The organism is Halomonas sp. SIMBA_159 (assembly GCF_046536035.1).
GTDB lineage: Bacteria > Pseudomonadota > Gammaproteobacteria > Pseudomonadales > Halomonadaceae > Vreelandella > Vreelandella venusta_A.
Genome location: NZ_JAWJBT010000039.1, coordinates 1 through 13324, shown reverse-complemented (window position 1 = coordinate 13324; position 13324 = coordinate 1). Strand labels below are relative to the sequence as shown.

Sequence of the window (13324 nt, the reverse complement as noted above, 5' to 3'; positions counted from 1 at the left end):
ATAACTTGTCACCGGTTGAGTATGAAAGGCGTTACTTTAAGAGCCTAACGGGTGTCTAGAATACCCGGGGCGATTCATATTGCCATCGCTACTAGCTTGAAGTTCAAGCAAGCATTGCGCCACTTTTTCACTAACGTAGTTATTATCAGATACTGCTATCGACCAATTTTCAATTGCGTCCGCCAAGCAATATTTGTCAGACTGAATCTCTATTTCTTGTCGTATACCATAGTTGATAAACTTCAAAGTATTAGTTAGTGTCTGACGATTATGGTAACCCTTTACGAACCCATACCAAGCTAGAGTTGACGATCCAACCTTAAAATCCAGGCCATTCTCAATCTGCTCTTTCGCTGCCTGTAATTCTCGAGCACTGAACAGCTTATCCCATGTCCTGTTAGAAACCTCCTTGCCATCGTCAATTTTTTTTAATGTCTTTCGATCAAGAGGAATTGATGCATATCCGTTTTTTACGGCCAAACTCATAACTTTATTTGGCATTATGCGAGGGCTTCCTCCTTCCAAAGCGTGGAGCAACTGGGGTGGCGGCAAGATTCCACCGAAGATGGCATTAATTCTTTCGGAACTACCTGCGCTCACAAATCAATTCCCTTATTATAAGTGCGGCACCAGTCTAGCACATAACTTTTGCAGTTGCGGAGCATAGTACCTATCCGGCAACCTGCACTTGTTAGGCATGTCCAACGGCCGCTTGCTTGCTGACTACGCTGGTATAAACCTTCCACAAAGGGCCCTAAGATGACTCATCTGAAATTGCTCGACTTCCACGAACTCTACGCTAACTGGCTTCCTCTCTGCCATTAAGAGCGGTGCCTTTATACCGTCCTTGTTCAGAGTTTTGGCGAGCGTACGAAGGTCAATAAAAATGTCAGAGACTTTTTCTATCAGTCGACCCCGGCCTGAGGCTTTGCCAGCCTCGCTTTCTCTTGCCCCGTACTCTTCCCGTCGAAAGGGCTAAAACTGATTAATAAGACTTTCGACATCCTGCCTATCGAGCGATACGCCATCCCAATTATGGGCGAACCTATTCCGAACTTTCCGAAGTATTTCCAATGTTTGATAGCAATCCTTTCGTATCAATCCAAGCACATAGGCGGCTTTGATCCTAACGGAGAATGCTCCTAGTGGTGCATTAAAGCCATTGATCAGTTCTTTCGCTTGTTTTGGCTCGCGGAGGTAGTTAAGTAATAGAATCTCCAGTGTATCCTCGGCGAAAGCTGCTATGGTCAGAACCAGACCTCGATCATCGTGTTCGTGGAGTAATTTAAACAGGCTATTTAGCTCCTCCACGTAAGGCTCTTGGTGAGGATTTACTGGTGGCTTCACATAGCCCTTCTAGCCTTATGAATGCAACTAGTGCCTCCTACCGTGGTCCGATTGTCTGCGTTAGCAGGCTGATATTTTTCGCACAGCGCGACGGTTCTTTCGACGAAAGCTGCGTTGGAGGCGGCTAGGGTATCGCAATCGACATCAATGTGACCGATGCAGCAATAGCGGTTTTATTGAACATTTTTTTTCTCCTAGCGTTTTTATTAATTGTTGTTGGCTTACAGACTCGTAAGGCTGTGTTCGGAGCTTACTGCTGGGCTTTGTTAAGGCACAACGCGACCGCCCCACAGAAATGACCAATTTGGTTTTTTTATTGTGCTTCGTTCTACATGCCTCCAACCATGGCCCACACCCGCTACGCTGGTTTACGTCTAGCGATGTGAAAGCGGACTCTCTATAGACAGCTCTTGTACACACCACCCACTTTGAGTTAATAGTTAATAATCAAGCTAACTTCCTATCTCTACACGGCGGGCCTTGCCGGGGCACGCTTCACTCCATAGCGCATTAATTGCATTAAAAACAAAAGGATAAGCAACATGCAACATGATCAAAGCTCAACCCTTGTACGCAGAAGCGTTGTTGTTCAAGAGTTCACCAACAGCGTGTTAGACCCCAACGCCCCGATGCTGGGGCCAGTGGAGAGTGGCGGCACCATCATCGCGAACACGGCTCCCGGCTGCTGGGGGCCGATGATTACGCCCCGTTTGCGTGGCGGGCATGAAGTGACTACGCCTGTGTTTATCGAGGGTGCAGAAGTAGGCGATGGCGTGGCGATACGGATACGCGAGATTACCATCACCTCCATTGCGACGGCCTCCGGGCACGATAGCTCACCGGAAGGCTTTTGCCTGGGCGACCCCTACGTGGCAGCGCGCTGCCCTACCTGCGATACCGTGTGGCCTGAAACGCATATTGAAGGTATCGGGCAAGACGCGGTGAGATGTGATGTGTGCAACAACCCCGTCAAACCCTTCGAGATTGTGCATGGCTATACCGTCACGTTTGACGATACGCGCACCGTTGGCCTCACCGTGCCCAGCGATGTTGCTTCCACGTTTGCACAGCGTGCCGACCACTATTCGGCGCTACCCGACGGCAGCAAGCAGCACTCGATTCTTAACTATGCGCCTTCTGATATGCCGGGCACGCTCATTCGCACACGCCCGTTTATGGGCCAGCTAGGCACGTGCCCTTCCATGCCGATGCCCGATAGCCATAACGCCGGAGATTTCGGCGCGTTTTTGGTAGGCGCGCCCCATGAATACGCGATCACGCCCGAGCAGTTAGCGGAGCACAAAACCGATGGCCATATGGACATTGATGCCGTACGGGCAGGTGCCATTCTGATTGCGCCAGTCAAAGTGCGAGGCGCGGGCGTCTATATGGGCGATATGCACGCAGGCCAAGGCGATGGTGAAATTGCCGGGCACACCATGGACGTGGCTGGCAGCGTTACCCTGCAGGTGGAAGTCGTCAAACACTACCCGCTAGATGGCCCGGTACTCTTTCCCCTACTGGAAGATTTGCCACCACTGGCCAAACCGTTCAGCGCCTCGGAAAAGGCCAAAGGGCAGCGGCTTGCGGAAAAATGGGGCGTTTCTCATATTGAACCGCTAGCGCCTATTTCGGTAGTCGGCACCGCCGCAAACCTGAACGACGCCATCGAAAACGGCCTGGAACGGGCAGCCAAACTGCTGAAGGTGAGCGTCGCGGAGATCCGCAACCGAGCCACCGTTAACGGTGCTATTGAAATTGGCCGGGCACCGGGGGTTATTCAGGTGACGTTTTTAGCGCCGCTTGCGAAGCTTGATGAGGTAGGGCTGGGGGATTATGCCAGGGAGCAGTATGATTTGTAGGTTTGCTGGTTAAAGCTACTTGCCCGCAACGAGCTGCCCCTTTCTAATAGGCAGCTCGTTTTCTTTTGTGCTCACACGCCTACTTTTACTCGCCCCCTAAAGGCGAAGTCTCTCGATTAACAGGCCAACTGGCTCATTTGCATAAAACAGAGGTGCAAACGCGGTAGTGGCTTGCCAGGCAGCATGGTAACTTTCATGAACACTTATATAAAAAGAAGAAGGAAAATCGGTATGTCTCGAGTGACCCTAGGCGTAGCAACCGCCTTAACATCATTGATGTTCGCCCTTCCCGCCTATTCCGACTCCCCGCTGCGGCTAGCGGTTGACGTTCCCTTTGAGCCCTTTCAGTACCGCTTACCCGACGGCACATTGACAGGCTTTGAGGTCGAGCTGGGCGAAGAGGTATGTCGACGCATTGAGCGTGAGTGTGAATGGGTCGAGCAAGGTTGGGATGGCATCATTCCTGGTCTACTGGCACGCAAATACGACGCGATTGTCTCCTCCATGGCAATTACCGATGCACGCCGTGAACAAGTGCTTTTCTCAGAGCCTTACTACAGCAACCCCAGTGTGTGGGTGACTCAGGTAGGCAAAGAGATTGATATTGAAGACCAAGACGCACTTGAAGGCTTATCGGTAGGCGTACAGCGCGGCACTATTCGTGATGCTTACATCACCGACACTTATGGCGATTTAGTCGATGTGCGCCGCTATGCAACCGGTGAAGACTTAGCAGTCGACGTTCAGTCAGGTCGCTTAGACGCAGCCTTTATGTATTACCCGCTAGCGCTGTCATCACTTCGGGTTAACCAGGACGGCAGTGACGTAGTGACCAGCTCTCCGCTCATTCGTGAACCCAAGAGCTATTTCGGCCATGGTGTCGCCGCTGCCTTTCATCCACGTAACGAGGCTTTAGCAGAGCAGTTCAATGAGGCGCTACGTGAGATTAAGGAAGACGGTACGTACGACGAGCTAATGAATAAGTACGTGGATTACGATATTAAGATTTAAGGCCTAGTGATAATACTGCTAGCGATGAGGGCAGCACGCCAGTGCTGCCCTTTTGGTATGTAAACATTGTGAAGTAACCAACCGCGGATCATTCACCTTCTAAGAAGCAAAAACCGCTGACATAATTTACTTCCAGATAACGAAAAAAGCCCCTGACGAATCAGGGGCTTTTCGAGATAAGTGGCGGAGGGACAGTCCGTATACTACACATCCCACAACATCTACCACAATCCAGCAAACCACTGATTTAAAATAAAAAAATAGTTAATATAGTCCAACCCCATCCACTCACATACAACGTAAAACAGAGCTCAAGTATGGGCTGGTGTATGGGCTGGGATATGGTACGCTAAAAACCTACTTCGGGGATAGCGGCTATGGGCAAACTGACGACAAAAGGCGTTCAAAAACTGGTCAGGGAGTCAAACCCTGGCATGACCAATGATGGTGATGGGTTGTACCTCAAAATTGGTAAAGGTGGTGGTGCAAGCTGGATTTATCGCTTTCGCTGGAATAGCAAGTTACGTGACATGGGGCTTGGTAGTTACGTCGACATACCGCTATCAGAGGCAAGGGATTTAGCTTCTGAGCAACGTAAGCTCGTCAAGCAAGGCATCGACCCGCTGTCAGCACGTGAACAGAAAGCTGATACAGAAGCGCGTCCTGTAACGTTCACTCATTGTGCAGCGCGCTACATTCAGTCTCACCGTCGCAGTTGGCGAAACGCTAAGCATGCGCGCCAGTGGGTAAGTACGCTAAAAACATACGTGCGCCCGGTAATAGGCAACCTCCCAGTAGAAGATGTCACCACGCAGGATATATTGAAGATTTTAACGCCTATCTGGACGGCCAAAAACGAGACCGCTAAGCGTGTACAAGGGCGTATTGAAAACGTATTAGACTTCGCTGCAGCAAACGAATATCGCGACCCGGTTAACCCTGCCCGCTGGCGTGGCCATCTCGACAAGCTATTGGCTAAGCCGTCAAGGATTCAAAAAGTTAATCACCACCCTGCTATGCCTTATGACGAGGTAGCGACATTTGTAAGCTCCATCCAGGCTTACAATAGCGTTTCATCGAAAGCACTGCAGTTTTTGATACTAACAACCACACGTACCTCTGAGGTGCTCAACGCAGAGTGGCACGAGATAGACATTGGAAAAGCCACATGGCAAATTCCAGCAGCCCGAATGAAAGCAAATCGAGAACACAGGGTGCCATTATCGAAGCAGGCAATGGAGCTGCTGAAGGGTCTTCCCCGTGTAAAAGGCAACAGCTTTATTTTCCCAGGAATGAAAGCAGGCCGACCGCTATCCAATATGTCGCTTTTGCAATTTATGCGTGGCCTCGGATATGGCCCAAATGGTGAAAGAGGGAACTACGTGCCCCACGGATTTCGCTCAAGTTTCCGAGACTGGACGGGGGAAGTGACCAGCTATCCACGTGATGTAGCCGAAATGGCTCTTGCCCATACAATAGAAAATAAGGTTGAAGCTGCTTATCGCCGTGGCGATCTTTTTGAAAAGCGCAGAGCGATGATGCAGGATTGGGGAGACTTTATAACTACATCATTTTAAATATCTGAGAACAATGCCAACAGTGCCGATAGGAAATCGGCTTACCCAGCTGTTGGCACCTAGGATTAAATCACGCGTGCCGCAGCGCCTCAATGAGCACAGCAGTTTCTCCCAACGGGGCAACCACACTCAGCGTATAGCTGTGGATTGGAGCTTCTTTATAGAAGTAGCGCTTTAACTGCCGGTGTTATTAACCCCACCGCCGGCTGGGGTTCGCTGCTTACTTAAAAATCAAGCTCAATAGCACATGCCTTGCATCCTTCAAACCCAAGCGAATCTAGGAAATCTTTCTTAAGAGCAAACTCATCTGCATCTCTCTTTTGAATGTATTCTTTAAGCTTTAACTTTAGATCCCTTTTAAAGAAATTGTGCCATTTCTCATCATCTTTGCTGAGCTCAACTCTTCCTAAAAAATCAGAGTGTGCATAGTTGTAATTTTTAACAGAAGGGTTGTTATCGTAAAAAACTCGTGCTTCTTCAATATGACTATCGATAGCATTTTCCATTTCGGCAAGCGAAAGCCCTGAGAACTTGCTAACACCAGAATTTGGATAATTAATCCTTTTAGGTACATTCTTTAAAAAAAAGGCAGCCTCAATTTTTTTTAAAAACAAAGCTTCGTCAGAGTATAAAATGCTTTTATGCTCTTCTGAAAATTTTTTGAATCTTTCTATTTCCTTAAGGCCTTTGGCTTTGACCTCCTCAGGAATTTCAAAATTAAGATAGTCTTTTGTTGAATACTCACAACTTCTACTGTAATGGTATTTAGCAGTATCCTTTTCATCAAAAATAAAAATATCATTTCTTGTTTTTTTTGTTTTTTTAGTAATAACCAAACCACTATTACTTAAAAGAAGAACTTCAGCAAAAAGATATTTATAATCAAAATCAGCCAAGATCCATGAAAGATTTTCCTTATAAACTCTGCTCCTCACCTCTTCATCAACTTTTAGTACCAAACCAGCATACATACTTTTTAGTTTATTATAATTACTATTTGTCAAAAATACATTAACATCATTACTCATGCTGGCCTCGCTCCAAAATCACCTAACATCACTTTTTAACTTCCTTGCAAACCTAACCAGCTTTAAATCATAAACCAATTTTTAAGACAAGCACCACCTGTTAATTCTCCTATGCAAAAAAAGCATAGGAGTATGTACTGCAATGAAACTATCGGCTAAAATTAAATTTTATTTAAGCATACTTTTATTTTTTAAGCTGTTCTATGGCAGTCAGCCAAGCATCAAAGCGAGGGCAAGCTGCCCGCGCCTGCTGCAAACCATCTTCTAACGTCACTGGACCATGGAATTTTTTATCATAGTGAGGGGCAATCGCTTTAATACGCCGTGAGGGGCAGGTATCATAACCATCGTTGACTTGTTCAGCCCCACCACACTGATCAACTATCTGACGAATCTTATCTCCCAGGCCATTGATGCCAATGACACTTTCCGCACGGTCAGGCACTGCGAGTACCAGCGCTTCAAATTCATACTGCTGAACGTATGGCGTGAATCTATGACGTTTGTCGGCTGGCACCAAATCATTGATCGCTGCCTCTAATGCATCGACACTTCCTTCTGGTCGTTTATGGAATCCGTAGAAATCATAAAACGTAGTCACATGATCGAACATCACAAGCAGCTTGCTAAGCTCTTTTTCCACTCGCTCAAGCGAAACACGTCCATGCATATCGATGGGATACGCAAACACTTTGCTATATGCCAATACAGGTGCCAATACCCGCGTCACAAACTCGCGTTCCGTTGCCCCTTCCACACTAATACCCAATCGAATCATGCTGGCGTACCTCCCAGCAGATTTTTCTCCCAGAGATCTCCTAGACGGTAGTCATCAAGCCACGCTTCTAGCGCGCCAGCATCTAATCGTTTAAAAGTCGATCGATTTTCGTGATGCTCCACAACGACCACATCGTCAGCGCCAAACTCATTAGCCAACGAGACTGACTGCGTAGAGATAATAATTTGAGTTGATTGGCTAACCAGCCTAAGCATGGAACCCAATAGCTGTATGGCATACGGGTGCAAACCTAACTCAGGTTCATCTAGCAATATCAGGGAAGGCAGGCTGGGCTGTAGCAGTAAGGTAGCCATGCAAATAAACCGTAGCGTACCGTCTGAAAGTGCATGGGCATCAAAGTAAGCGTCGCTGCCTTTATGTTTCCAACGCAGCCGAATTTTGCTGTCGTTATGCCGTTCAGGTGCCAGTATGAAATCGTGAAAGAACGGCGCGACCCGCTGGATCGTGGACACAATTCGCTTATAGATGTCTGGGTTATGGGTCTGAATGTCATAAAGGAAAGCCGCTAAGTTTTCACCCTGTTCGCGTAAGCGATCATTATCTAACAGCTCTCCCGCCTGCTTCATAGGCGCACTGCTGCTGGTGTCATGAAAGTGATATACCTTCCAGTCAGAAATGTGCTTAGCCACATTACCTGCAATAGTCATACCCTGCGGGGCTGGCAAGGCTGATTCGTCAGCACCAGGCTTAGCAAGCGCTTTTTTTTTGTCGCCACCTGAAAAGCCTATGGCGTCAGCAAAAAACTCGCAAAACTCCTCTTTAAAGACTAAGCGTCCATCCTGTGATGGAATCAAGGTTGCCCCATAGCTGTTTGGGTCAAAGCGCAAGTACGTTGAAAGCGTGGGAGTCTGTTTTCGGCCAAAATGAAGCAGCGCATCCGCCCCGCCCTGTTCCGCTACATATAGCTGCAAATCTTTTTGAAGCAGCTTATTCATGAAGCGAAAAAAATTGATGAAGTTCGACTTCCCCGCACCATTGGGGCCAATTAGCACGTTCAGTGGCTTGAGCTCTAGCGAGGTAGACTCGATAGAGCGAAAACCATTAATTTCTAGGTGCGTGAGGTAGCCAACTTTAGCCATTCACCGTGTCCTCCAGCCCATGAGATGTAAATCATCCACCTGACGCAGGCAGTAAAATCTTTGCAGTGTCGTGATGAGACCACCACGTTTGAAGCTACTATCATACGCTAGATTCGACCATCAAGCTGCCGACCTGTGAGTAGCTTCAAGATCAGTAGCGCAAACTGCCTACCGGTTTCTTCGTTCTCCAATAACGGCATACTGAGCTTTTCATGGTCGTTAATGGCATCTAAAACGGCGTCGGTGACGCGCTTGGGAAACAGCCCGTGCATCACTTGGGTTTCATCATGGTGATTAATCTGGGCCATAACAGCATCATCACGCTCAATGCGGTCAGCAATGCCATTGGCAAAATGCAGCTTATCGCCATCGCTAATATCTGCGCCGTAGAGGTCATTCAGACGCTCGATAATCTCATTAAGGCGTTGAGTTTCGGGGTCATGGGGTTTGCCGGAGCCAACATCTGAGATTGGTTTCAAGCCATAGTCACCGCTCTCCTCTTCAAGCGAGAGGCGCTGTTCGGCGCGCTTGGTCAGCCGGTAACTGTCCAGCTCAAGCTCGCTGACATCAATAGGGTCGTCAATTAATAACCGGTCAATACGTAGCAAGGGATACAGGTGCTTGGCGTAAACGCACAGCTGTTCTAATTCAGCATCATCGAAGTGGATGATCTGGCTCAGAAATTCATAGGTGCGTACAAAGCTCTGTAAGTTTTTACGAAACAGATCAAGCTCATCGCGGGTCTTGCCTGCGTCTTCCAGCTCCTGCTCAGCACGCTTTGAGCCTTTATCATCGCCTTGCTGCTCAGCTTGATATCGGGCATCTTTCCACGTCTGCTGCTGCTCTACAGTGATTTCATAACGCTTTTTGAAACGATCTTGAGCAGGCTGGCAGTAGTAACTTAATCGTGAGGCGGGTGCTTTAGGGTCAAAGAAAGCAGTAGCAAACGCTTCCACCTCGGGCCAGTGATAAATGCCGTTAGCATCCAATGTGCGTTTAAGGTCATACACCACCTGCGGGTCGGAAACGTCAGCCAAGGTTGCTTTGCGGTAATACGGCGCAAACGCTTCTAAAATTTCTGGTGGTTCATTGAAGAAATCGAGGATAAACGTCTGTTTGCCGGGAAACAGACGGTTCAGCCGCGAGAGCGTCTGCACGCAATCTACGCCCTGCAGCTTCTTGTCCACGTACATGGCACATAGCTTGGGCTGATCAAAGCCGGTCTGATATTTGTTGGCCGCAATCATCACATTGAAATCGTCGGTATCTAACGCCGCTGCTAAATCACGCCCACGCACGCCGGGATTGAGTAGCTTGCTGGTTTCGCTGACTTCTTCAGGAATGATCTCATCTGCCGGTACGCTGCCGGAAAAGGCCACCAAGGGATGCACGTCGCTATAGCCTTGAGCTTCCACATACTGGCGCATCGCCAGCTGATAACGCACCGCTTCTTGGCGGCTGGCGGTGACCACCATCGCTTTGGCTTGGCCATCTAGCAGGTGGCGCACATTGGCGCGAAAGTGCTCAACAATGACCTCTACGCGCTGGGCAATGTTGTAAGGATGCAGGCGCACCCACTTGGCTAATGCGCGGGAGGCCTTCTTGGCGTCTACCTCCTGCTCTTCATCTTCTAAATGGGCCAGTTTCCAGGCGGTGGTGTAAGTCACATAGTTGCGCAGCACATCAAGAATGAAGCCTTCCTCGATAGCCTGGCGCATTGAGTAGAGATGAAATGGCTCAGGCTTGTTGTCCGCACTTGGCGGCAAGCTTGGGTCTGGCACACGGCCAAACAGTTCTAATGTTTTGGCTTTGGGTGTGGCAGTAAAGGCGTAGTAGCTGATGCGCTCATTAGGGCGACGCGTAGACACGGCTGCATCCAGCATTGCTTCTGCACTGATTTCCTCATCATCTTCCGCGCTCTCGCCAGCAGCCGCTAACAGAGCCTTGAGCTTGCGCGCAGAATCACCCGCTTGTGAAGAGTGAGCTTCGTCAGCAATCACCGCATAGCGACCTTCGGCAAGCGTAGGCCGCTTATCCAGCGCATCGAAGAGCGCAGGAAAGGTCTGGATCGTGACGATGATGATGCGGGTATTGCTCGCCAGCGCCTCCGCCAGCTGTTCAGATTTGCTCTGGTTGCCGACATCGCGGGTGATCGGGCAGACCACGCCATGGGCATGTTCAAACTGGTAAATGGTGTTTTGCAGCTGGCTATCCAGCACGGTGCGGTCGGTCACCACAATAACTGAGTTGAAGCGCTTGTGCTGGCCGCTTTCGTCATAGAGGTTGGCGAGCTGGTGGGCCAGCCAGGCAATCGAGTTGGATTTACCCGAACCAGCGCTGTGCTGAACTAGATAGCGCTGGCCGCCATCTTTGGCTTGGGTGGTCTCAATCAGCTGATTGACCACTTCCCACTGGTGGTAGCGCGGGAAAATCAGCGTTTCTTTCGTTTTGCGTCGACCGTGAAAGTCTTCGGTAGTTTTCTGCTCCAGGTGCAAAAAGCGCCCGAGAATCTTCAGCCATGCATCCGGCAATAGCACACGCTCCCACAAGTAGCTTGTGGCGTAGTTATTGTCATCTTTTGCGGGTGGATTACCGGCACCGCCGCCTTCGCTGCCCAGGTTGAACGGCAAAAAGAACGTCTCTTTGCCCGCCAACTTGGTGGTCATCGCCACTTCTGCTTGGCTAACGGCAAAATGCACCAGCGCGCCGCGCTTAAACGCCAGCAGCGGCTCGATCTTGCGCGTGATGGGGTCTTTCAGGGGGCGATCATAGCGGTACTGTCGCTTGGCGTTTTCTACCGACTGCTTAAACTCGCTTTTTAGCTCTAGGGTGGCGGTTGGAATACCGTTAACAAAAAGCACCAGATCCAGACGCGGGTTATAGCTCTGGCCGCCATTGGCTTTGTCTCGGGCATGGGGCGAGTAGGCAACTTCCGGCACCACACGAAGGCGGTTGGCACGGTAGCGGGAAAGCGCTTCAGGATTCATGGCATGGTCGGGTTTAAAGCTGCACAGGTCGAATGCCACGCCCGGCACTTTAAAACCATGGCGCAGCACCTCTAAAGTGCCTGCCCTCTCCAGCTCGCGTACTACCTTCTGCACAAACACCGTTTCAGACGATTGCGGGTTAGCCTTGCAGAACTTTTCCCAACGCTCGGGCCAAGCCTCCTGCACATACCCCAGCAGGTCTTCGGTATAAAGTGCTGTGGTGCGGTCATAGCCGCTGGCAGTACCCACTGCCCAACCACTAGCAGCCATGGCGTCGATGATGTCTTGTTGGAACTGCGCTTCCCTGCTGTCTGGCATTGAAAATCCTTAGTAGTTAACTACATAGCTGCTTTACTTTATTTTGATCATACATAAGCCAGTGGATAACCAGCATTCTTCATAACCCACCATGGCCAGCTTTCGTTATACTTTGCCTTCGTCCTCCAGCCTATCTCTAAGTGCTTGTAGCTCTCTACCAGACAAAAGCATATCAAGTCCCTCTTTCGCAGCACTGAACCAGCGATTGACCATGTCAGATTCGTCCACTGCCCCTTTCATAACGTCGGCCATCGGGCGATGAATCATCAACGGATGCCATAGGTTATTTCCCTGCGAAACCGTCCACTCGCCAGACTGCTGGGTTAGTCGATGGCATAGCGAGCGGTACTCAGGCGTTTCCCAGAACCTATTCCGCTGCCCCCAATTCTTTGTAACATCAAGAATAATAGAGAAATCCCCGCCCCTCCCCTTGCCTACAGGCTGGATACTATGATCATGAGAAGAGAAGTAATAACCAACAAAAACGCTAGGTCTCCACGGCTGGGCTAGGTTAACTCCATAGCGTCCTTCCACCATCCCCAGAATTCTTTTTCCTCTTAAAAAAGCAATCCTTTCACTCTCTGAGTTGGCAAATGCATCGTAAGCCCACTCCCAGTCAGCGCTAACTCCTTGCTGATTGGCCGACTTCAAAGCCGTGTGAATCATCTTGCTGGGCAGAACAATTTCTTCGGCAACCGTCTCAATCCCATTTTTAAACTTACGCTGGCCAGAGGCGACTAACGGCTGATCAGACTCAGCCCGCTCTTCAATGGTATCGGGTGATTCGCTAGAAATATTGACCGAAAGCTGCCCACTGTCATCATTCCGGATAACTTCCACAGTGGTTCGATGTATGGTCTCAGTGCGAGCTATGGGCTGAGATAGCCATATAATGTCTTCAGGATACTCATCGTTTTGAAACGGGGAGACTTCCAAAACACTAATCTGATAATCGGTTGCATCGTTCCTACTGGCTGAACGAATCCATTCTGATAAACCTTCAGGTGCTTCATCGCAAGCAATGATGTAATGCAACTGCCCCTGAGACAGCCGATTTCTGTAACTTTGCGCTACCCAACGCGCCCGATTGGGATCTCCCACTAGCTTCAAAGCGACGTGTTCAAGCCGAGTACAGCCAGGTAGACCTTGAGAAAACAGTTCAACTTGGCTGCGTTCATCAAGGCTTCCAAGTGCAGCACCGTAATCGAGAATCTGTGAAATGACAGACCTACCTCTAAGTGAATCGCCCCGGGTATTCTAGACACCCGTTAGGCTCTTAAAGTAACGCCTTTCATACTCAACCGGTGACAAGTTAT

Annotated in this window: 10 protein-coding genes; 3 read left to right on the top strand and 7 right to left on the bottom strand. The window is 49.3% G+C overall.

The genetic code is table 11. The features are described from left to right. Nucleotides 1–36 precede the first annotated feature (36 nt). Both R0J87_RS17945 and R0J87_RS17940 read right to left on the bottom strand, forming a co-directional pair. On the bottom strand, nucleotides 37–600 hold the full coding sequence (locus tag R0J87_RS17945; protein WP_498887874.1) for a hypothetical protein: 564 nt from the start codon (nucleotides 598–600) through the stop codon (nucleotides 37–39). Nucleotides 601–975: 375 nt separating this feature from the next. Continuing rightward, complete coding sequence (locus R0J87_RS17940) at nucleotides 976–1311, bottom strand: hypothetical protein (RefSeq protein WP_498887872.1); 336 nt, start codon at nucleotides 1309–1311, stop codon at nucleotides 976–978. Between the two features lie 578 nt (nucleotides 1312–1889). On the opposite strand from R0J87_RS17940, the gene R0J87_RS17935 reads away from it, so the two are divergent. The 3 genes from R0J87_RS17935 to R0J87_RS17925 all read left to right on the top strand — a co-directional run bounded on the left by R0J87_RS17935 (nucleotide 1890) and on the right by R0J87_RS17925 (nucleotide 5797). Next, the gene (locus R0J87_RS17935; protein ID WP_498887871.1) at nucleotides 1890–3209 is read left to right on the top strand and encodes an acetamidase/formamidase family protein; all 1320 of its coding nucleotides are present in this window, start codon (nucleotides 1890–1892) and stop codon (nucleotides 3207–3209) included. A 231-nt stretch (nucleotides 3210–3440) separates the two neighbouring features. Continuing rightward, on the top strand, nucleotides 3441–4220 hold the full coding sequence (locus tag R0J87_RS17930) for a transporter substrate-binding domain-containing protein (protein ID WP_498887869.1): 780 nt from the start codon (nucleotides 3441–3443) through the stop codon (nucleotides 4218–4220). A gap of 377 nt (nucleotides 4221–4597) precedes the next feature. Then, the gene (locus R0J87_RS17925) at nucleotides 4598–5797 is read left to right on the top strand and encodes a tyrosine-type recombinase/integrase (protein ID WP_498887867.1); all 1200 of its coding nucleotides are present in this window, start codon (nucleotides 4598–4600) and stop codon (nucleotides 5795–5797) included. Nucleotides 5798–6021: 224 nt separating this feature from the next. Here the strand turns inward: R0J87_RS17925 and R0J87_RS17920 are convergent, their stop codons facing one another. The 5 genes from R0J87_RS17920 to R0J87_RS17900 all read right to left on the bottom strand — a co-directional run bounded on the left by R0J87_RS17920 (nucleotide 6022) and on the right by R0J87_RS17900 (nucleotide 13043). Next, complete coding sequence (locus tag R0J87_RS17920) at nucleotides 6022–6825, bottom strand: hypothetical protein (protein ID WP_498887865.1); 804 nt, start codon at nucleotides 6823–6825, stop codon at nucleotides 6022–6024. Between the two features lie 184 nt (nucleotides 6826–7009). Further along, nucleotides 7010–7603, bottom strand: a complete 594-nt coding sequence (locus R0J87_RS17915) for a DUF4276 family protein (RefSeq protein WP_498887864.1) — start codon at nucleotides 7601–7603, stop codon at nucleotides 7010–7012. Beyond that, nucleotides 7600–8703, bottom strand: coding sequence for an AAA family ATPase (locus tag R0J87_RS17910; RefSeq protein WP_078087603.1), 1104 nt, complete (start codon nucleotides 8701–8703; stop codon nucleotides 7600–7602). Before R0J87_RS17910 ends, R0J87_RS17915 begins: the two co-directional genes overlap by 4 nt. Before the next feature lie 107 nt (nucleotides 8704–8810). Next, nucleotides 8811–12008 (bottom strand): type I restriction endonuclease subunit R, encoded by a 3198-nt coding sequence (locus tag R0J87_RS17905; RefSeq protein ID WP_498887862.1) that lies wholly within the window; start codon nucleotides 12006–12008, stop codon nucleotides 8811–8813. A 105-nt stretch (nucleotides 12009–12113) separates the two neighbouring features. Beyond that, nucleotides 12114–13043, bottom strand: a complete 930-nt coding sequence (locus tag R0J87_RS17900; protein WP_498887860.1) for a hypothetical protein — start codon at nucleotides 13041–13043, stop codon at nucleotides 12114–12116. Nucleotides 13044–13324 lie beyond the last annotated feature (281 nt).

What these genes read in the sequence shown, in the direction of transcription:
- R0J87_RS17920 (WP_498887865.1), bottom strand. Translation starts at nt 6,825, where the DNA reads ATGAGTAATGATGTTAATGTATTTTTGACAAATAGTAATTATAATAAA.
- R0J87_RS17935 (WP_498887871.1), top strand. Translation starts at nt 1,890, where the DNA reads ATGCAACATGATCAAAGCTCAACCCTTGTACGCAGAAGCGTTGTTGTT.
- R0J87_RS17905 (WP_498887862.1), bottom strand. Translation starts at nt 12,008, where the DNA reads ATGCCAGACAGCAGGGAAGCGCAGTTCCAACAAGACATCATCGACGCC.
- R0J87_RS17925 (WP_498887867.1), top strand. Translation starts at nt 4,598, where the DNA reads ATGGGCAAACTGACGACAAAAGGCGTTCAAAAACTGGTCAGGGAGTCA.
- R0J87_RS17915 (WP_498887864.1), bottom strand. Translation starts at nt 7,603, where the DNA reads ATGATTCGATTGGGTATTAGTGTGGAAGGGGCAACGGAACGCGAGTTT.
- R0J87_RS17930 (WP_498887869.1), top strand. Translation starts at nt 3,441, where the DNA reads ATGTCTCGAGTGACCCTAGGCGTAGCAACCGCCTTAACATCATTGATG.
- R0J87_RS17910 (WP_078087603.1), bottom strand. Translation starts at nt 8,703, where the DNA reads ATGGCTAAAGTTGGCTACCTCACGCACCTAGAAATTAATGGTTTTCGC.